The sequence below is a fragment of the Nocardia vinacea genome, assembly GCF_035920345.1.
Classification (GTDB): Bacteria; Actinomycetota; Actinomycetes; order Mycobacteriales; family Mycobacteriaceae; genus Nocardia; species Nocardia vinacea_A.
Window position 1 is genome coordinate 7,543,768 of sequence record NZ_CP109149.1, and the last position, 20,168, is coordinate 7,563,935.

The 20,168-nt window shown below is 65.9% G+C and carries 20 protein-coding genes; 13 read left to right on the top strand and 7 right to left on the bottom strand.

Going from position 1 to position 20,168, the window contains the following annotated elements; translation table 11 throughout:
• Positions 1–146: 146 nt before the first annotated feature.
• The 7 genes from clpB (at position 147) to OIE68_RS34330 (ending at position 8,727) form a co-directional block, all read left to right on the top strand.
• A complete protein-coding gene (clpB, locus tag OIE68_RS34300) occupies positions 147–2,705 on the top strand; it encodes an ATP-dependent chaperone ClpB (RefSeq protein WP_327095112.1) in 2,559 nt (852 codons plus the stop codon).
• Positions 2,706–3,289: 584 nt separating this feature from the next.
• A complete protein-coding gene (locus tag OIE68_RS34305; RefSeq protein ID WP_327095113.1) occupies positions 3,290–4,123 on the top strand; it encodes a DUF5666 domain-containing protein in 834 nt (277 codons plus the stop codon).
• A 56-nt stretch (positions 4,124–4,179) separates the two neighbouring features.
• Positions 4,180–5,313, top strand: a complete 1,134-nt coding sequence (locus tag OIE68_RS34310; RefSeq protein ID WP_327095114.1) for a hypothetical protein — start codon at positions 4,180–4,182, stop codon at positions 5,311–5,313.
• Between the two features lie 64 nt (positions 5,314–5,377).
• Entirely contained in the window at positions 5,378–6,211 is an 834-nt protein-coding gene (locus OIE68_RS34315; RefSeq protein ID WP_327095115.1) for an SDR family oxidoreductase, read from the top strand.
• A 5-nt stretch (positions 6,212–6,216) separates the two neighbouring features.
• Entirely contained in the window at positions 6,217–6,783 is a 567-nt protein-coding gene (gene pyrE / locus OIE68_RS34320; RefSeq protein ID WP_063044806.1) for an orotate phosphoribosyltransferase, read from the top strand.
• A gap of 148 nt (positions 6,784–6,931) precedes the next feature.
• A complete protein-coding gene (locus tag OIE68_RS34325; RefSeq protein ID WP_327095116.1) occupies positions 6,932–7,990 on the top strand; it encodes a beta-ketoacyl-ACP synthase 3 in 1,059 nt (352 codons plus the stop codon).
• Positions 7,991–7,992: 2 nt separating this feature from the next.
• Complete coding sequence (locus OIE68_RS34330) at positions 7,993–8,727, top strand: lysoplasmalogenase (protein ID WP_419150604.1); 735 nt, start codon at positions 7,993–7,995, stop codon at positions 8,725–8,727.
• A 61-nt stretch (positions 8,728–8,788) separates the two neighbouring features.
• Here OIE68_RS34330 and OIE68_RS34335 read toward each other — a convergent pair whose 3' ends face one another.
• The 3 genes from OIE68_RS34335 to OIE68_RS34345 all read right to left on the bottom strand — a co-directional run bounded on the left by OIE68_RS34335 (position 8,789) and on the right by OIE68_RS34345 (position 11,438).
• Positions 8,789–9,241 (bottom strand): DUF3592 domain-containing protein, encoded by a 453-nt coding sequence (locus tag OIE68_RS34335; RefSeq protein WP_327095117.1) that lies wholly within the window; start codon positions 9,239–9,241, stop codon positions 8,789–8,791.
• A 182-nt stretch (positions 9,242–9,423) separates the two neighbouring features.
• Positions 9,424–10,077, bottom strand: a complete 654-nt coding sequence (locus OIE68_RS34340) for a response regulator transcription factor (RefSeq protein WP_327095118.1) — start codon at positions 10,075–10,077, stop codon at positions 9,424–9,426.
• Positions 10,074–11,438: a sensor histidine kinase gene (locus OIE68_RS34345; RefSeq protein WP_327095119.1), complete on the bottom strand. Its 1,365-nt coding sequence runs from the start codon at positions 11,436–11,438 to the stop codon at positions 10,074–10,076. Before OIE68_RS34345 ends, OIE68_RS34340 begins: the two co-directional genes overlap by 4 nt.
• Positions 11,439–11,533: 95 nt before the next feature.
• Between OIE68_RS34345 and OIE68_RS34350 the strand changes: the two genes are divergently transcribed.
• From OIE68_RS34350 to OIE68_RS34360, 3 genes are all read left to right on the top strand, one after another.
• Entirely contained in the window at positions 11,534–11,872 is a 339-nt protein-coding gene (locus OIE68_RS34350) for a hypothetical protein (protein WP_040696923.1), read from the top strand.
• A 126-nt stretch (positions 11,873–11,998) separates the two neighbouring features.
• Positions 11,999–12,679 (top strand): TrmH family RNA methyltransferase, encoded by a 681-nt coding sequence (locus tag OIE68_RS34355; protein WP_327095120.1) that lies wholly within the window; start codon positions 11,999–12,001, stop codon positions 12,677–12,679.
• Positions 12,680–12,796: 117 nt separating this feature from the next.
• Positions 12,797–13,885 (top strand): glycoside hydrolase family 76 protein, encoded by a 1,089-nt coding sequence (locus OIE68_RS34360; protein ID WP_327101922.1) that lies wholly within the window; start codon positions 12,797–12,799, stop codon positions 13,883–13,885.
• 3 nt (positions 13,886–13,888) lie between these two features.
• On the opposite strand, the gene OIE68_RS34365 is transcribed toward OIE68_RS34360, so the two are convergent.
• Positions 13,889–14,572, bottom strand: a complete 684-nt coding sequence (locus OIE68_RS34365; RefSeq protein ID WP_327101923.1) for a DedA family protein — start codon at positions 14,570–14,572, stop codon at positions 13,889–13,891.
• Between the two features lie 19 nt (positions 14,573–14,591).
• Complete coding sequence (locus OIE68_RS34370; RefSeq protein WP_327101924.1) at positions 14,592–15,248, bottom strand: DedA family protein; 657 nt, start codon at positions 15,246–15,248, stop codon at positions 14,592–14,594.
• Positions 15,249–15,572: 324 nt separating this feature from the next.
• Here OIE68_RS34370 and fbaA point away from each other — a divergent pair, with 324 nt between their 5' ends.
• Together fbaA and OIE68_RS34380 are read left to right on the top strand one after the other, a co-directional pair.
• The gene (fbaA, locus tag OIE68_RS34375; protein WP_327101925.1) at positions 15,573–16,607 is read left to right on the top strand and encodes a class II fructose-bisphosphate aldolase; all 1,035 of its coding nucleotides are present in this window, start codon (positions 15,573–15,575) and stop codon (positions 16,605–16,607) included.
• A gap of 31 nt (positions 16,608–16,638) precedes the next feature.
• On the top strand, positions 16,639–17,757 hold the full coding sequence (locus OIE68_RS34380; protein ID WP_327095121.1) for a BTAD domain-containing putative transcriptional regulator: 1,119 nt from the start codon (positions 16,639–16,641) through the stop codon (positions 17,755–17,757).
• Positions 17,758–17,761: 4 nt separating this feature from the next.
• Here OIE68_RS34380 and OIE68_RS34385 read toward each other — a convergent pair whose 3' ends face one another.
• Positions 17,762–18,094, bottom strand: coding sequence for an excalibur calcium-binding domain-containing protein (locus OIE68_RS34385; RefSeq protein WP_327095122.1), 333 nt, complete (start codon positions 18,092–18,094; stop codon positions 17,762–17,764).
• Positions 18,095–18,137: 43 nt separating this feature from the next.
• Positions 18,138–18,677: an excalibur calcium-binding domain-containing protein gene (locus tag OIE68_RS34390; protein ID WP_327095123.1), complete on the bottom strand. Its 540-nt coding sequence runs from the start codon at positions 18,675–18,677 to the stop codon at positions 18,138–18,140.
• Between the two features lie 27 nt (positions 18,678–18,704).
• On the opposite strand from OIE68_RS34390, the gene OIE68_RS34395 reads away from it, so the two are divergent.
• Entirely contained in the window at positions 18,705–20,159 is a 1,455-nt protein-coding gene (locus OIE68_RS34395) for a DUF4185 domain-containing protein (protein WP_327095124.1), read from the top strand.
• Positions 20,160–20,168 lie beyond the last annotated feature (9 nt).

A 20,168-nucleotide genomic window follows, 5' to 3' on the forward strand; every position in this document is an offset into this window, starting at 1 on the left:
TGATGCCATTCGGCAGTGTCGCGGCGTAGCGTTCGAGGCGAGTCTGTTCGGGTGTCGAGCGGTCCGGTCGAGAAATTAAGTTGAGTGGAACAGACTCAACCTTTCGGACGTTGGATAGTGCGAATCGACTAGTAGGAAGGTGACTTGTGGACTCGTTCAATCCCACCACCAAGACCCAGGCGGCCCTGACCGCCGCCCTGCAGGCCGCCTCGGCCGCGGGCAATCCGGAGATTCGTCCGGCGCACTTGCTGGTGGCGTTGCTGGATCAAACCGATGGCATCGCCGCCCCCTTGCTCAAGGCCGTCGCGGTAGATCCGGCGACGATTCGACGCGAGGCACAGGACATCGTGGACAAGCTGCCACGCGCGACCGGTGCGACCACCACACCCCAACTCGGCCGCGAGGCCCTGGCGGCGATCACCGCCGCCCAGCGCCTGGCCACCGAACTCGGCGACGAATACGTCTCCACCGAACACGTCATGGTCGGCCTGGCCGAGGGCGATTCGGAGGTGACCATGCTGCTGAAGAAGTACGGCGCGACCCCCGACGCGCTGCGCGAGGCATTCACCACCGTACGCGGCGGCGCGCGCGTCACCAGTGCCGATCCGGAGGGCAGTTACCAAGCGCTGGAGAAGTATTCGACCGATCTCACCGCGGCGGCCCGCGCAGGCAAGCTCGATCCGGTCATCGGGCGTGATACCGAAATCCGCCGTGTCGTACAGGTTTTGAGCCGTCGCACCAAGAACAACCCGGTGCTGATCGGTGAACCCGGCGTCGGCAAGACCGCGATCGTCGAAGGCCTTGCCCAGCGCATCGTGGCCGGTGACGTGCCGGAATCGTTGCGCGGCAAGTCCGTCGTCTCGCTCGACCTGGGCGCGATGGTGGCCGGTGCGAAGTACCGCGGCGAATTCGAGGAGCGGCTCAAGGCGGTACTCGAAGAGATCAAAAGCAGTGCAGGACAGATCATCACGTTCATCGATGAGCTGCACAACATTGTCGGCGCGGGCGCGACCGGCGAATCGGCGATGGATGCGGGAAATATGATCAAGCCGATGCTCGCCCGCGGTGAGCTGCGCCTGGTCGGCGCCACAACGCTGGAGGAATACCGCAAGTTCATCGAGAAGGACGCCGCCCTGGAGCGCCGCTTCCAGCAGGTGCTGGTCGGCGAGCCGTCGGTGGAGGACACCATCGGCATCCTGCGCGGCATCAAGGAGCGCTACGAGGTGCACCACGGTGTGCGCATCACCGACTCCGCACTGGTCGCCGCCGCCACGCTCAGCGACCGCTACATCACCTCCCGGTTCCTACCGGATAAGGCGATCGACCTGGTCGACGAGTCGGCGTCGCGGCTGCGCATGGAAATCGACTCGCGCCCAGTGGAAATCGACGAGGTCGAGCGTGCGGTGCGCAGGCTGGAGATCGAAGAGGTCGCGCTGGAGAAGGAGACCGACGCGGCATCCAAGCAGCGCCTGGACAAGTTGCGCCAAGAACTCGCCGACGACCGCGAGAAGCTCAACCAGCTGATGACCCGCTGGCAGAACGAGAAGAGCGCCATCGACCAGGTGCGCGTCCTCAAGGAGGAATTGGACTCCCTGCGCGGTGAATCCGAACGCGCCGAGCGCGACGGTGATCTTGGCAAGGCCGCCGAATTACGCTACGGGCGCATACCGGCGCTGGAGAAGCAGCTCGCCGAGGCCGAAAAGGCCTCCGCCGCAGCCGCTGACGGCGAAGTGATGCTCAAGGAAGAGGTCGGCCCCGACGATATCGCCGAGGTGGTCTCGTCCTGGACCGGTATTCCGGTCGGCCGGATGATGGAGGGCGAAACCCAGAAGCTGCTGCGGATGGAGCAGGAACTGGGCAAGCGTGTGGTCGGCCAGACCGAGGCGGTGCAGGCGGTTTCCGATGCGGTGCGGCGGGCGCGCGCCGGCGTCGCGGATCCGAACCGGCCGACGGGTTCGTTCATGTTCGTCGGCCCGACCGGTGTCGGTAAGACCGAGCTGGCAAAGGCGTTGGCGGACTTCCTGTTCGACGACGAACGCGCCATGGTCCGCATCGATATGAGCGAGTACAGCGAGAAGCACTCGGTCGCTCGGCTCGTCGGCGCCCCGCCCGGCTATGTCGGTTACGACCAGGGTGGTCAGCTGACCGAGGCGGTTCGACGTCGGCCCTACACCGTGGTGCTCTTCGACGAGATCGAGAAGGCGCATCCGGATGTCTTCGACATCCTGCTCGCGGTACTCGACGAGGGTCGCCTGACCGACGGCCAGGGCCGCACGGTCGACTTCCGCAACACCATCCTCATCCTGACCTCGAATCTGGGTGCGGGTGGCGATCCGGAGTTCGTCATGAACTCGGTGCGCTCGGCCTTCAAACCGGAGTTCCTGAACCGCCTCGACGATGTGGTCATGTTCCACCGCCTCGACGAGGAGCAGCTGGAATCCATCGTCGATATCCAACTCGACCAGCTGCAGAAGCGGCTGTCGCAGCGCAGGTTGAAGCTGGACGTCAGCGATTCGGCCCGGTTCTGGCTCGCCGTGCGCGGCTACGACCCGGTCTACGGCGCCCGCCCGCTGCGCAGGCTGATCCAGCAGGCCATCGGCGACACTCTCGCCAAGGAACTGCTCGCAGGCGAGGTCACCGACGGCGACACCGTCGCGGTCAACGTCAGCCCGAACGGCGAGGGCCTCATCGTCGGCCGCGGCTGACCCCCACGTGCCCCACGCATCTGCCCTTGCGGCCCGGCTCGCGATAGAACCGCAGCCGGGTCGCCTCCGTGAGGCTGCACCGCACCGCCGGTCTCGCCCGGCATAAGTCAGGCGCCGCACGATCCGCTCATTGCCGACTACCGCGGAGCAAGTCTTACGAGCGACCGTTCGCGGCCCGTCTCGCGCCCGAGCCGTCGAAGCGCATGTGCAGCAGGCGCGGGACTTGACCATCCGACGCGTGTGCCTCGTGTGCCGAACGACCCGCCACCGGCGACCACCACGGAGCGAGTCTTACGAGCGACCGTTCGCGGCCCGTCTCGCGCCCGAGCCGTCGAAGCGCATGTGCAGCAGGCGCGGGACTTGACCATCCGACGCGTGTGCCTCGTGTGCCGAACGACCCGCCACCGGCGACCACCACGGAGCGAGTCTTACGAGCGACCGTTCGCGGCCCGTCTCGCGTCCGAGTCGTCGAAGCGCATGCGACGAAGTCGCGAGTCTCGACGGCTCGGACGCGAGACACCAGGGGGCCGCGAACACGCCGCGCCGAAGGCGCGGCAAAAACAACAGAGCCTACCCTGGAGGCCATGAGTAGTCCCAACGATCCCTGGGCACAGCGACCGGAGGATGCGCCGACGGAACACATCGGTCCGTCGGGTGAGTCGGGATTTCAGCCTTCGCCGCATACGGCGGAATACACCGGCGCGTATGGCCACGGCGATGCGACCTCGGTCTATCCGTCGACCGAACAATACGAGCCGTGGGGGCCGCCGCCGGTCAATGCCACCAAGGAGTTCCCGCCGTACGACAGCCAGGTCCAGTGGGGCGGGCAGGAAAGTGGTGGGTGGCAGGAGCCGACCCAGGTCGGTGCATACGGCCAGCCCGGCGCGCAGTATCCGCCCGGCCCGCCGGGTGGAAACCTACCCTCGGATCAGCAGCCGCCGCGCAAGCGGAATACCGGCCTGTGGATCGCCCTCGGACTCGGGGTGATCCTGCTGATCGGCGCGGTCGGCGTGCTCGCGGGTGTGCTGATGGGCGATAAGGACACCTCGTCGAGTTCCGCCGCGAGCACCTCGGCCTTCCCGACCGCGGGCCGACCCACCGGCACCGCGCCCTCGGGCGGTCCATCGTCCCCCCCGGTCCTGCCGAGCATTCCGGGCCTCGGCGGCATCGATAACCTCGGCGCGACCATGGGCACCATCACCGCAAACGCCGGTGGCCAATTGACGCTCGACACCGTCGGCGGATCCGCCGTGACGGTGCGCACCACCGATAAGACCCAGGTGATCTCCTTGACCGGGTCCAAGGCATCCGATCTTCCGGTCGGCGACATGGTCGTGGTGCAGGGCGATAAGGTCGCGGACGGTTCGATCGACGCGAAGATCATCATCAGTACCGCACTGCCCGGGGGCACGCGGTGAAATATCAGCGGGCAGTGATGCGCAATCGCCCTGTCGGCTCTATAGGGTAGGCGACGATGACGGCAATGTGGTTCGGGTTGGCGGCGATCGCGCTCGTTGGTGCGATCGTGCTGCTGTATTTCGATCGGGTCCAGCGACAGCGGACCGGTCATGCGCGCCAGGTGTGGGCGAAGGCCCAGGGCTATACGTATGTGTCGGTGGAACCGGCGCTGGCGTCCACCTGGCGCCGCGGTGCGTTGGCCAAGCTCGGCTACCTGTCCGCGGTGGATGTGGTGTCCGGCATCCGCAAGGGCGAGAAATTCGTCCTCTTCGATCTGGAAGATGCGGCGACGCTGGTCGCGGTGCGCAGGCAGATCGGCTCCGATATCGATGTGGATATGCGGCTCAAGACCGCGTCCCCGCCGAAGGACGCCGATTTGGAACTGCTCGGCGCGATCGGCGATCGGGTGGTGTTCGCGACGAATCCGGAGATCGCCAGGCACGCCGTCGACCAGCGCATGGTCGCCTTCATCGAATCGCTGCCCGATAGCGTGCAGATGTTGTGGAGTGAGGGCAATTGGACCCTCGGCATGCTGAATGTCGGGACGGTGGCCAAGGATTGGGAGACCGCCATCGATGCGGTGCTTCGCCTGTCCGGTCTGCTGCATGTGCTGCCGCCGGTGAGTGATGTGCGCGGGGTGGATTCCGGTGGGCACAATCCGGGACGGCCGCATCCGCGCAAGCGCTCGGATGAGCGGGAAGAGGCCGACAGTCCGGTGGCCGCGCGGGTCGCATCGGCGGATCTGCGCAAGGGCGAGGGTTTCGACGACGACTACGAGGCCGCCGCCTACGACGAATCGTCTTATGACGAAGACGATTTCGACCGGCCGAAGTACCGCGAGTACTCCGACGACGACTATTACGACGACGAACCGGCCGCCGAACCGGTGACCCCTGAGCCGCCTCGCCGCCCCAGTCTCGCCGTCGTCCCGGACTCCCGCTCGCGGGCCCGCGACGAGCGCTGGGCAGCGGAACCGGAGGACGACTGGTCACCGGAGGACCGCCCCGCCCAGCGCAAACCCGCGAAGCCCGAGCCCGTCCGGTCCGAGTCGGATGCGGACGATTGGTCTTCGGCCGAGCACACACCGGAACCGCCCGGCGGTCCGTTCCACCCGGGATTCCGCCCATATCAGGGACCCGTGCCGCAGTGAGCGGGCATGACGCCCCTTCGACGACCCGGATTGCGCAATGAATGCAGGATCGCGGAGCGATTCCATGAGGGGTGGTGGCCGGGAGAGGGGCGGGCCCGACGGTCATGTGCGCCTGCCCGGTGCCACCCGTCCCGTCGCGCTGATCACCGGACCGACCTCCGGCATCGGGCACGGATTCGCCGTGCGTTTGGCCACGCTCGGCTATGACCTGGTGCTCGTCGCCCGCGACAAGGACCGGCTGAATGCACTCGCCGCGGAATTCGAGCGGAAATTCGCGACCCGTTCGGAGGTGCTCGTCGCCGATCTGGCCCAGGCCGACGATCGGGATCGGGTGCTGGCCCGCGCCGCCGACGGCATCGAATTCCTGGTCAACAATGCCGGATTCGGTCAGTCGGGGGAGTTCTGGACGCAGCCGCCCGCCGAGGTCCAAGCCCAACTCGATGTCAATGTCACCGCGGTGGTGCAGCTCACCAGGGCCGCGCTACCGTCGATGATCGCGGCCGCGAAGGGTTCGATCGTCAATGTGGCCAGCGTCGCGGGCCTGATCCCCGGACGCGGCTCGACCTATTCGGCGTCCAAGGCCTACGTCGTATCCTTCACGGAAGGGCTGGCGGGTGGACTGGCTGGAACGGGAGTCCGGGTCCAGGCCCTGTGCCCCGGATTCGTGCACACCGAATTCCACGAGCGGGCCGGTATCGAGATGTCCTCGCTGCCGAAAAGGCTGTGGCTGAGCGTCGACCAAGTGGTCGCCGGTTCGCTACGTGATCTGGAGAAGGACCGGGTGCTCAGCGTGCCCGGTGTGCAGTACAAAGTGCTCACCACCGCCGCCGGGATGATCCCGCGAGCCCTGGCGGCCCGACTGAATCGCGGCATATTCAACGCACGCGGAAGGACTTGACAGACATGATCGACCAGGCGAACAAGGCCACCGTTTCGACTGACGACCGAGATAGATTGGCCGCACTCGTGCGCGAGCTCGCCGTCGTGCACGGCCGGGTCACACTGTCCTCGGGCAAAGAGGCCGACTACTACGTCGACCTGCGCCGCGCTACCCTGCACCACGGCGCCGGACCGCTCATCGGCAAGCTGCTGCGCGAACTCGTGGCGGACTGGGATTTCGAGGCCGTCGGCGGGCTCACCATGGGCGCGGATCCGGTCGCACTGGCCGTCATGCACGCACCCGGCCGTCCGATCGACGCCTTCGTGGTGCGTAAAGCCGCCAAGACCCACGGCATGCAGCGCCAGATCGAGGGCCCGGACATCGTCGGCAAGCGGGTGCTCGTCGTCGAGGACACCACGACCACCGGAAACTCGCCGCTGACCGCCGTGCGCGCACTGCGCGAGGCCGGTGCGACCGTCGTCGGCGTCGCGACCGTGGTGGACCGGGAGACCGGTGCCGATCAGGTGATCGCCGCTGAGGGCCTGGAGTACCGGTCCATCCTTGGATTGAAGGATCTCGCCCTCGGCTAAGCTGCAAATATGCGGTCCCGGGTCGCAATCGCTGGTGGTCGGAGCTTCGAATCGCTTGAAACGTCGACAGCGGTGCGACCCGATAAGGGGGACGCATACGCCGAGCGCAGCGAGGCGGTCGAGACAGTGAAGGGTCGTGGAGTTACCTGTGGTGAGCATTGCAGTCAATAAGAGCCGTGCGAATGTCGCGATGCTCGGCATCGGTGCTTACCGTCCGAAACGCCTGGTCAGCAATGAAGAGGTGTGCGAGGTTCTCGACTCGACCCCGGAGTGGATCTATGAGCGCACCGGTGTGCGCAACCGTCGGTGGATCAGCGGTGACGAAACGCTGCAGTCGATTTCGGCGGCCGCCGGTGAGCGGGCGATCATCAACAGCGGCATCGACCGCTCCAAGATCGGCGCACTGATTCTCGCCACCTCGAGCTGGTTGACGCTGACCCCGCACGGCGCCCCCAAGGTCGCCAACGACCTGGGGATGAACGGGATCGCGGCCTTCGATCTGACCTCCGGCTGCGGCGGTTTCGGCTACGGCCTCGGCGTCGCCGCCGACCTGATCCGAGCGGGCTCGGCCGAATATGTGCTGCTCATCGGTGCCGAGACGATGACGGTCGGACTCGATCCGACCGATCGCGGCACCGCGATGATCTTCGGCGACGGTGCGGGTGCGGTGGTGGTCGGCCCGAGCGAGGAGAACGGCATCTCCCCGACGGTGTGGGGCAGCGACGGCGAGAATGCCTCGGCGATCGAGCAGGACGTCAACTTCCTCGAATACATGGAGAAGGCACAGCGGCTGCAGGGCACCGATCCGGCCGTCGAGCCCATCGGCCGGATGTCGCTGCGGATGGAGGGACCGCGGGTATTCCGTTGGGCGGCGGTCACTTTGCCGCGCGCGCTGGCCTCGGCGCTCGAGGTCTCCGGTGTCTCCAAGGACGATATCGAGGTCTTCATTCCGCATCAGGCCAATGCGCGCATCAACGAGCTGATGAAGAAGAACCTCGGGCTGGCCGATGACATCCCGGTGGCCAATGACATCGAGAACACCGGCAATACCTCCGCCGCCTCCATCCCGTTGGCGATGGAGGAAATGTTGGTTACCGGTAAGGCCAAGGGCGGCCAGGTGGCGCTGCTGCTCGGTTTCGGTGCGGGGCTGAGTTATGCGGGCCAGGTTGTCACGCTGCCGCCCGCCCCGAAAGAGCCGAGCTTTTGACGGTGTCTGATTCGCGGCGCTCCCGGCCGGGCCCGTCGCGCACGCTGCGGCGTCCGTTCCGAGCCGCATTTCTGGCGGCTGCGGCGGCGACCGTGTACGGCGCGGTCACCGGCCGTGAGAAGGTGCAGTGGGTGGCGAAGCCGCTGCTGATGCCGCTGTTGGCGGCGGATGTGGCGACCGATCGAGCGGTGTTGGATCCGGCTGATCGGACGGTTCTGCTGGGTTCCCTCGGTGCCGCGACCATCGGTGATGTGCTGCTGATCGAGCCGGACAATGATCGGCGGCTGATCGCGGGAGCGTCCTCGTTCGCAGTGATGCAGACCGGATATTCGGTGCTGTGGTGGCGGCGCGGTGGGCGGCCACGTCCGGAGATCGCGGTGCCACGGGTGCTGGCCTGGCTCGGTGCCGCACTGCTGATGCGAGCCAAGGCGCCGACCGTCGCGGCTCCGCTGACGGCCTATGGTGCGACGCTGGGCAGTGCCGCGGTGCTCGCCTCCGATCCCGGATTGGCTTCCGGCGCGAAAAACATTGCCGGACTGAATATTCCGAGCTCCGATCCGCGTAGTCGGCTCGGTCTGGGCGCATTGCTGTTCACCGTTTCCGATGGGTTGATCGTGCTGCGCCGGCTGTTCGCGCGCAGTGAGCGTTCCCGGCGGGTCACCGAGGGTGTCATCCTGGCTACCTACGCGGCCGCGCAGTATCTGCTCGCGGACCCGAGAGCGCACGCGCGGGACTGACCTCGCGCCCGTCGATTCGGCGAAACGCGGGATCGGCCGGTGTCGGCCGGGTGGTCGAAAGTTATTGCCCCAGAACGAGAATGATCCGATCGCGGTTTTGCGGATCGACCCGGATGGAGATGGTCTCGCCGACCGCGAGCCGCGGCTTATCGGCCGGGGTGACATCGAAAACGATAGTGCCACGGTAACTTTCGGATCCCGGCACAACGAGCTCCAGATCGAATTCGGTCAGTTCGGTGTGATGATCGGTGCGCTGCAGCGTATGCGCACCCTCGATGGTCGCCCACCCCTCCAGCCCGTGCCGCCACAACTGCCGATCCGCCCGCGATGGCCGAGCCGCCAATAGCATTCCGACGCCCACGCACGATCCGAACAGACCGACCAGCGCGACGATCTGGAATGGCTCGGTCCCCGGCGGCGTATGCGGTAGTAGCCAGCCCAGCCAGAATCCGAGCACGATCAAATACCCGGTGGTCACCCCGAGCACTGTGCGGAGAATGCGTGCGTGATCCATGCCAGCCTCCACCCGACTGCCCTGTACCTCCAGAATAGGACCGCCCACCCCACCGTGAACCCGCCTTGACCACAAACGTGACCTGGCCGTCCCCTCCGCGTCCCAACAGCCCATTTCCCGCCCCGATGAGCGACCGAATGCCCGCGAGCCGGGATGAGGTCGGCGAGTTTCGGTGAGCAGGTTCAGCCCTTCAGGCGCAGGACCGCGAGGACTCGGCGGTGGTGGGTGTCGGAGGGTGGGAGATCTAGTTTGGTGAAGATATTGCCGATGTGCTTTTCGACCGCACGCTCGGTGACCGTGAGTGCGGATGCGATCGCATTGTTCGACAGTCCCTGTGCCATCAGTTCGAGGACCTCGCGCTCGCGGGGTGTCAGCCGGGCGAGCGAATCCTGTTGGCGTGAGGCACCCATCAACTGACTCACCACCTCCGGGTCGAGTGCGGTGCCGCCGGTGGCGACGCGGTCCAGGGCGTCGACGAAGTCGCGGACATCGGCCACCCGATCCTTGAGCAGATAGCCGACACCGCTCGCGCCGCCGGCGAGAAGTTCGGTGGCATAGCGGGTTTCGATCCACTGCGAGAACACCAGCACGCCGGTGAGCGGATATTTGCGGCGTAACTCGATCGCCGCGAGCAGTCCCTCGTCGGTGAAGGTCGGCGGCATCCGCACATCCACCACGGCCACGTCGGGGTTGTAGGTGCCGACCACATCGCTCAAGGTGGTGGCATCGCCGACGATGGCGACCACCTCATGGCCGCGCTCGGTCAGCAGTCCCGCCAGCCCGTCGCGCAGGATCGCATTGTCCTCGGCGATGACCACCCGCAACGGCGTACTCATCGTGGCCCGGCCGTCGGCAGCAGGATGGTCACCACGGTCGGCCCGCCGGTCGGACTCTGCACGGTCAGCGTGCCGTCCACCGCACGTGCCCGCGCGGCCAGTCCGGAGAGTCCGCTGCCCGCAACGTGTTCTCCGTCCATCGGCTGCAGTACACCACCGATTCCGTTGTCGCGCACGGAGACCGCGATGGTGTGCGCATCGCTCGGCACGACCGACACCCACGCACTGCTGGCACTCGCATGTTTGACCACATTGGTGAGCAGTTCGGCGACCGAGAAGTAGGCGATCGCCTCGATGGCCGGATTCGGCCGCTGCGACAGATGGACGCGCAGCTCCACCGGCACGGCACACCGCGAAGCCAGTGTCTCCAGTGCCGGCTCGAGCCCCAATTCGAGTGCGGGCGGATGGATTCCGCGCACCAGTTCACGCAATTCGGTCAGCGCCTCCTTGGCATTGGCGTGTGCGTCGGCGATCAGATCGCGAGCGTCACCGCCGAGGGATATCCGCTCCTCGGCCCGGCCCAAGGCCATGGCGATGGTGACCAAGCGCGCTTGCGTGCCATCGTGCAGATCGCGCTCCACCCGACGCAGCGTCGCTGCCGAATCCTCGACAGCCGCACGCCGACTCGCACGCAACTCGACCAATTGCCGGTCCCGCGTCGTCGCCGACAGCAAGGCGATGGTGAGCAGTCCGTGCACCCAGCACACCGCGCGCAGCAGCCACGGCAGTGCGAAGCAGCAGATGATGCCGACCGCGGACATCAGCAAGACCCTCGGCCAAGTGTCGATATAGAAGGATCCGAACTGGGCCAGCGAATGGTGCTCGACGCCGTTGTCGTCGATATTCGTGGGGTTGAACAGCACCCACGGGATGGGCGAGAGCGCGGTGAATACCGTCACGGCCACCACGATCAGCACGAGATAGCCGCCGACCACACCGAGTACGGCCTGCGCGAACAGAAACAGAATGGCCCGCCAACTCGCGCGATCGGTGAACGCGCTCTTCAGAAATCCGAAAAAGCCCGGCTGCGAAACATACGGCGGCGGCGCGTCCACCGGCGTATCCAGCAGATCCCTGGCCAGCGCCCGATACACCTTCGCCCAGAGCCGCGCGCCCAGCATCACCAGTGCCAGGATCGGGATGCCGATCAGGAAGATCGAGGCATACAAACCGCCGCCGAAACCGAAGAACAGATAGCAGACGGCGAGCATGCCGATCGCGAAAACCGTGAATACATAGACGAGTTGCTTCCAGGTCCGGGCCTGGATCGGCGCGCGCAGCACCGCGCGCAGCACCTCTCGCGCGTCCGGACCGGTCTTGCCGATGGGCGCGTCGAGCACGAGGGTTTGTGTCTCGGTCATGGACTCCATGGTTGTCGCGGTCGCGGCGGCATTCGATCGAGCTGGCCGCCGAATCCGAGGTGTGGCCAGCCACACCACCAACTACCATCCTGCGCATGAACTATCCGCCGCCACCGCAGTACGGTTCGCCGTACGGCTACCCAGCCTATGGTCCGCCACAGGATCATCCGCAGGCCATCACGATCATGATCCTCGGCATTCTCGGGCTGCTGCTGTGCCAGTTCCTCGGCCCGGTCGCGTGGGTGATGGGCAAGAAGGCGCTCAACGAGATCGATGCGTCCGGCGGCGCCATCGGTGGTCGCGGCAGCGTTCAGGCCGGATATATCTGCGGCATGATCGCCTCGATACTGCTGATCCTGACCATCCTGTTCATCATCCTGATGGTGGTCCTCGCCGCTGTCGGCGTCCTCGGCTCCTCGTCCTCGACATACTGAATCCGGCCACCCGAAGGTGGCGGTGTTCCCTTTGCGGCATTCGCGGGGCCTGTCTCTGATTCGCGGCGCTACCGCCTCCGGACCCATCGCGTATGCCGCGGGGCGGCCGGAATTAGCATCGTCGGAGTGAACCACCCCGCGCCGGATACGGCCGAGCAGCCAGGACCCACCGAATGGGGCGAGCATCCGCACGGTGTCGGACCATGGGCGCAGGAGCACGGGGAAGCCCCGCCGGAGGATCCCCACTACGATCCGGAGCTGCTTGCCGGCGGTGACCGCCGCAATGTCGTCGATGCCTACCGCTACTGGAAGCGCGAGGCGATCATCGCCGATATCGACCGCCGCAGGCATCCGTTCCACGTCGCCATCGAGAACTTCGGCCACGATGCGAATATCGGCACCGTGGTGCGCACCGCCAACGCCTTCGCCGCGGCCGCCGTGCACATCGTCGGCAGGCGGCGCTGGAATCGCCGCGGCGCCATGGTCACCGACCGCTATCAGCACATCGAACATCACACCGATATCGGCGAGCTACTCGCCTTCGCCGAGCGGGAAAACCTGACCATAGTTGCCGTGGACAATGTGCCCGGGTCGGTTCCGCTGGAAACCGTCGAGTTGCCGCGCCGCTGCCTGCTGCTTTTCGGGCAGGAAGGGCCAGGTGTCACCGAACATGCCAAGGGTGCGGCCGCACTGACGGTTTCGATCGCGCAGTTCGGTTCGACCCGCAGTATCAATGCCGGAGTCGCGGCCGGTATCGCAATGCACGCATGGATCCGGCAACATGCCGATTTGACGTCAGCTTGGTAACGAAAAGACCGGTATTAATCGGCTCGCAGCTGGCACCATTGACCCATGACCTCGCGGAGCCCGGAAACCGGGCGCGATGCTGACCCCACCCCCGCGCTGTGGTCCGAGCGCGCGGATATGGCCGAATCCGCGATCGTCTCTCGGCACCTACGCGCGCTATGGGCGGTGCCAGGAACCGAATTGGGTGTCGTCGGTTGGCCGGCGACCCGTCGTGAGCGGGCCTTCGCATCCTGGCACTACTGGTGGCAGGCGCATCTGATCGACTGCGCGGTCGATGCCGCCAACCGGGTGCCGACGCCGACGCGACGCAAGCGCATCGCCGCGATCGCGCGGGCGCATCGGCTGCGCAATATCACCGGCTGGACCAATAACTACTACGACGATATGGCCTGGCTGGCAATCGCTTTGGAGCGTGCCGAGCGAACCCAGGGCATCACCGAGGCGCGCGGCGGATTGATCGCGCTCGAGAAGGAGCTGTACGGCGCCTGGGATCCGGCGCGTGGCGGCGGTGTGCCGTGGCGGGTCGGCGCGGACTATTTCAATGCCCCCGCCAACGGACCGGCCGCGATCGCGCTGCTGCGCCTCGGCCGCCACGTCCGCGCGCAGGAAATGGCCGACTGGATCGATGCGACGTTGTGCGACAAGGAATCCGGCCTGATCCTGGACGGCATCCACCTGCCCTCCGGCGAGATCGAGCGCCCGACCTTCACCTACTGCCAGGGCGTGGTGCTCGGCCTGGAAGCCGAACTCGCGGTGCACACCGGCGAGCCGCGCCACAGCGAACGGGTGCACCGGCTGCTCACCGCGGTCGAAGAGCAGATGACCACCAATGGGGTGATCAATGGCGGCGGTGGCGGCGACGGCGGCCTGTTCAACGGAATCCTGGCCCGCTATCTCGCGGTGGTCGCGCTGATGCTGCCGGGCGATGAGCGCGAACAGGTGGCCGATCGCCGGACCGCGGCTGCCATTGTGCGCGCCAGCGCCGCGGCAGCCTGGGCGAACCGGCTCGAGGTCGAGGGCGAGCCGCTGTTCGGGCACGACTGGAGCAAACCCGCCCAGTTACCCGGCGGCCGGTCCGGTGCCGGACATTTCACCGCAGGCGGTTCGGTGACCTCCTCGCGGGTGCCCGAACGCGATATGTCGGTGCAACTGTCGGGCTGGCTGCTGATGGAAGCGGCCTACCAGGTCAGCGCCGCCGGACTGTAGGCATCAGCACTCGGACTCCAGCACGCCGGTGGGCGCGGTTTCGAAATCGAAATCCTCGGCGGGTTTGGCGATTTCCTGGCGGTAGTGCCGGATGCCGACGGCGGTTCCGATGATCAGCCCGACCACCAGGGTGCCGATGACACCTGGCATCAGCCACGGGACACGGTCCAGGAAACTGCCCGCGTAGTAGCCGATGAGCAGCAGTACCGGAGCCCAGATAATGGCGCCGACCGTGCTGGCGACGGTGTATTTGCGGTGATCCATCCGCGCCGCGCCCGCGACCATCGGGCACAGCGTGCGCACCCACGGGATCCAGCGCGAAATGAGTACGGCGAGGAAACCGTGCCGCTGCAGCAATTCGGTGACCCGCTGCAGGTTGCGGGTGTTGATGTAGCGGCCGTTCTTCCTGGCCACCAGATGATGGCCGGTGCGATGCCCGATGACATAGCCGACCTGGTTGCCCGCGATGGCCGCGATCATCGCGCCGATGGACAACGCCCAGACATGGGCCTCGCCCGCGGCGTTGGAGGCCATCACGATGCCCGCGGTGATGAGCATCGAGTCGCCGGGCAGGAACAACCCGATGATCAACGCGCATTCGAGGAAGACGAAGGTCAGCACCACCGTCCAGACGAGCGCGGGGCCCGCCGAGGTCAGCGGATCGAAACTGCCCACTGCTAGGGGCAACTGCGCCGTTGACACCGGCTCAGTGGGTCGGCTCGTTCGTCGAGGCAGTCAGCGCGGCGTCGTGCTGAGCGGCCTCGTCCACACCGCGGTTGAGCACCTTCTTGGCCACCGCGATGATGCCGGGCAGGATCGAGATAAGAACGATGAGCAGGAAGATCGGCTCGATGTGGTCGCGGATGAACGCGACGTTGCCGAGGAAGTAGCCGAGCACCGTGACACCGCCGCCCCACAGGATGGCGCCGACGATGTCGAAGGTGACGAACTTGCGGTAATCCATCTTGGACACACCCGCCAGCACCGGCATGAACGTGCGCACGATCGGCACGAATCGGGCCAGGATGATCGTCTTCGGCCCGTGCTTTTCGAAGAAGGCATGCGTCTGGGTGACGTAATGCTTCTTGAACAACCGGGTGTCTTCCTTGTGGAACAGTGCGGGCCCGATCGCCCGGCCGATCCAATAGGCGCATTGATCACCGGCGAAGGCGGTCACCATGACGGCGGGCAACAGCACCCAGATCGATACCGGCGGATTGTCCGTAGCGGACAGCAGGCCGCCGGTGAACAGCAGCGAATCGCCCGGGAGGATCGGGAAGAGCAGACCGGTCTCGATGAAGACGATCACCAGGATCGCCGGGAGTACCGCGTTCTTGAGCCACGTCTCCGTAAGCAGGTGCATCGGGTCCAGCAACTGGGTCAATGCGACGTTGCTCGTCACCGATTCTGTCGCTGCCAGCAGAATCACGCGGCCTCCTGTCCCGGGTACGGCTGGCCTATATCGCTTGCCACCGCATCGGAAGCTGCCAGCGCAATTACGCGGCCAACAGTACCGGGTCCAACTGAGAAACCTCTTGCTGTGCGAAAAGTTCGCATCGTCCGACCGGCCGGTCCGTATTGTCAACCCGCCTCACAGAGCGGTCCCCGCACATCGCGCGAAAGCCCGCTGGCCTACTCTGTGGGCTGACAGAATTGTCTTTTGCCGCACAACACGGAGGTCTTCACAGTGCCCATCGCGACTCCGGAGGTCTACGCCGAGATGCTCGGTCGGGCCAAAGCGAACTCCTTTGCCTTCCCGGCCATCAACTGCACCTCCTCGGAAACCGTCAACGCGGCCATCAAGGGCTTCGCGGACGCGGGCAGCGATGGCATCATCCAGTTCTCCACCGGCGGCGCGGAGTTCGGTTCGGGCCAGGGTGTGAAGGATATGGTCGTCGGCGCGGTCGCGCTGGCCGAATTCGCGCATGTGATCGCCGCGCGCTACGACGTGACCATCGCGCTGCACACCGACCACTGCCCCAAGGACAAGCTGGACACCTTCGTGCGGCCGCTGATCGCCATCTCTCAGGAGCGGGTGAACGCGGGCAAGAACCCGCTGTTCCAGTCGCATATGTGGGACGGTTCGGCAATCCCGATCGACGAGAACCTGGAGATCGCCAAGGAGCTGCTCAAGGCGACCAACGCCGCGAACATCATCCTCGAGGTCGAGATCGGCGTCGTCGGCGGTGAAGAGGACGGTGTCGAGGCCGAGATCAACGAGAAGCTCTACACCTCCCCCGAGGACTTCCAGAAGACCATCGATGCGCTCGGCTCGGGCGAGAACGGCAAGTACCTGCTCGCCGCGACCTTCGGCAATGTGCACGGCGTGTACAAGCCGGGCAATGTGGTGCTCAAGCCCGAGGTGCTGGCCGAGGGGCAGCGCGTCGCGGCGGCCAAGCTGGGTCTGGCGGCGGACGCGCAGCCGTTCGATTTCGTCTTCCATGGCGGTTCGGGCTCGCTGAAGTCGGAGATCGAGGATTCGCTGCGCTTCGGTGTGGTGAAGATGAACGTCGACACCGACACCCAGTACGCGTTCACCCGGCCGGTCGCCGCGCACATGTTCACCAACTACGACGGTGTGCTCAAGATCGACGGCGAGGTCGGCAACAAGAAGGCCTACGATCCGCGCGGCTACCTGAAGAAGGCCGAATCGGCCATGGCGGCACGTGTCGTCGAGGCGTGCAATGATCTGAAGTCCGCGGGTCGCTCGATCAGCGCCTGACCCTATTTACCCTTCGGGGGGCATTGAGCACATGGTTCTGGATGTGCGCGTGCTCGGGCCCGTTCGACTGCTCGTCGGTGGTGAACCGGTGGCGGTCGGCGGGCCCAAGCCGCGAGCCTTGCTCGCCGCGCTGACCGTCAATCGACGGCGCGCGGTGGCTTCGGCTGCGCTGGCCGATATGGTCTGGAACGAGGATCCGCCCGATTCCTACGCCGCCAGCCTGCAGGTATTCGTCTCGAATATCCGTAAGGCCCTGCGTAATTCGGGTGTGGATCCGGCGCTGGTGTTGCGCACCGAATCATCCGGTTATCGACTCGAGATCCCGGAGGATGGCTGCGATCTCGGCCGCTTCGAGGCGGCCAGGGATGCGGGCGCGCGGGCCGCCGAGGTCGGTGACCATGTGGGCGCGTCGCAACTGTTCGGAAATGCGTTGCGCGAGTGGAGCGGTCGGGCACTGGCCGATTTGGCCGGCTTGCAGTTCGCCGACGGTTTCGCCACCGCGATGGACGAGGAGCGGCTGCAGGCCGCCTCGGCTCGTATCGATGCCGAAATCGCCTGTGGCCGTGCGTCGTCGGTGATCGGCGAGTTGGTCTCGATGACCAATGAACATCCGCTGCGCGAACCGCTGTGGGGTCAGCTGATCACCGCGCTGTACCTATCCGGCCGACAGGCCGATGCGCTGGACGCGTGCCGTCGGGTGCGCACGGTGCTCGCGGACGAACTCGGTATCGATCCGGGCCCGGTCCTGGTCGATCTCGAACAGCGGGTGCTGCGGCAGGAACCGCTGAGCACGATGGAGCTCAAGCGCACCGAGCGGCTGGCCGCGGCGATGACCGAGACGGTCACCGAGATGCCGCGTGCGGTCCGCAGCGGTCAGCTGCGCATGCCGGACGGCCGGGTCATGGCGATCGCGCAGGGCGGCATGCGAATCGGCCGAATGACCGATAACGATCTTGTCCTCGACGATCCGAAGGCCAGTCGCTACCACGCGCATATCATGCCGAGCCGGGCCGGACTGCTGATCAAGGATCTGCATTCGGCCAACGGCGTGTACGTCAACGACGAGGCGATCGAGAGCGGCGCGCTGCTCGCCGACGGCGACAATATCCGCATCGGCGCAACGGTTCTGGTGTTCCAGGCCGTCCAGTAGTCGCTCAGTCGCAGGCGATGCCGTCCCCATCCGGATCGAGATACGGGTTATATCCGGGCTGACCGCGATAGAGCGGCAGCTTGCCCTCGGCCCGAACCTGATCGCAATCGGTGTAATACCTCGGCGACTCCTCCTCATTCGACTTCTCCGGCGGCGGCACATTAGACCCTTTCGGCCCCGGCCGATAGGACGGCACCGGAAGCGAACTATCGGGCCCGGCAACGAATTGGACGGAATCGGCGGCGGCGATCGGCGACGCGATCGCTATACCGCCGATCACCAGACAGGCGGCGCCGAACGCGGGTACAGCGCGGCGATAGATCAGTGCAGCTTTCACATTCTCCATCCTGCTCCGCTTTCCGCGCCGGTGTCAGTGCACTTTATTCGCAGGCGATTCCGTCGTTGTCGCGGTCCAGGTGGGCGGCGTATCCAGGGTCACCGCGGTGCAGCGGCGCCTTTCCGGCCCGGCGGACCTCGTCGCAGTTCTTGTAGTAGGGCGCCGGTTGGGTCTGCGGTGGTAGTGCCTGGGGCGGTTGTGCCTGGGGCGGCGGGTTGTTCGGCAAGTTCTGTTGCGGTTGGGTGGGCGGGCAGAACTGGGCGGAACCCGAGTTGCACAGCAGGTCGGTGAGCGGGTCGGCGGTGGCCGTCGGTGCCGCGAATGAGAACCACCGGAGGCCCTTTGCTCCCCCGGTGGACGGCCACTCACCCCGACTCGAGTTGTCGTGTCGTGGACGGTAGCAGGGCGGTCGGGCTGCGGTCCCGAAAATGGAGTAGGAGTTTCCTGTTAATTCTGGATATCCGTGCGGCGCATGGGTGAATCGCTCGGTAAGTCGGACCGGGCGAAGAGGACAAAACGGGTAGGGTCGGGCGCTGGTGCACAGCATCGCGGAGAGCTTTGATGCGGCGTGACGGGTGTCCATTTTGCGCGAGATATCGAGGGGTTGCGGATGACTCGGCGGTGGGTGGCGGTGTTCGGTGCGGTCGTATGTGCGGCCGGGACGTTGACGTGCGCGGCAGGAGCCGGTGCCACGCCGGAGGAGGCCGGGCCGGTGGCCGGGCCGTGTGTGACGGATCCGCCCGCGACACATGAGGGGCTGGTGCCAAAGACGCTCGACGTGCCGATTCCGTATCCGGTGATCACCGTGCTGCCGCCGGATCGGCCCGAACCCGCGCCGGTTCGGACGCAGATGCAGTTGCCGTCGGATCCCTGCACGAATCCGTGCCCTGATCTGACCGACTTACCGGCACTGCCACCGAGTCCGGCGAGCCAACTCGGTATTCCGGAAATTCTTTTGAGCCCCAAGCCTTTCCACTTCGCGATTCCGGGACCGGGACCGGATCCCGGTCAGGTGCCGCCGCCTCCGCCGCGGGTGGATCCGTCGATCGAACCCGCTCCTTTGACTGCGGCTCGGCCGACGCCACGGGTCGGCGCGGTCACCGAGGTGGCCAAGCAGACCGGCGCGAGTTCGGTCAATCGGACCGATAAGCGCTGGCAGGTCGATGGCACCGATCTCGGCATCATGTGGGAGAGCGCGCCGGGGGAGATCGCGACCGCCTTCGGTGACACCATCGGACGCGGCTTCCACCCGCCGGGCGGAATGGGTTTGGATTGGCGCAGCAATGTGCTCGCATTCAGCACCGATCGCGATCTCACCGACGGCATGACCTACGACCGGATGGTGACCGACGACCGCTGCCACGCGGCCGAGGTGCTCTCCAGCCGCAAACTCGACAATGTCGAGGTCACCACGATTCCGACCTCCGGATTCGCACTCGGTGAGCGGCAGTACCTGAGCTACATGTCGATTCGCACCTGGAACAGCATTCCGGGCACATTCTTCACCAATTACGGCGGCATCGCCTATTCCGATGATCACGGTCAGACCTGGACCAAGGATCCCTATGCGCGTTGGGACAACATCTTCGGTCTCGCGAATTTCCAAGTGAGCGCGATGGTTCCGCAGGGCGACTACGTGTACATGTTCGGCACGCCCAATACCCGCCTCGGCTCGGTCGGCCTTGCGCGAGTGCCGAAGGATCAGCTCCTCAACACCACCGCCTACCAGTATTGGCGAGACGGAAACTGGACTCCGGTAGGTGGATTCGGCTCCGCGAGCCCGATCGTCGACGCGCCCGTCGGTGAGTTGTCGGTGCGCTTCGACGCCTCCCGAAACGTATGGCAGATGAGCTATTTGGATACGGCGAAAGCGGCACTGGTGGTCCGCGAAGCGAATTCACCACAAGGAGTGTGGTCCGATGGCGCACCGACGGTGACGGTGCGCGAATATCCGGAGCTCTACGGTGGATTCATCCACCCCTGGTCGTCGGGTTCGGACCTGTACTTCAATATTTCGACCTGGAGCGACTACAACGTCTATCTCGTGCACACGACCATCGAATGAGGTTGCGCC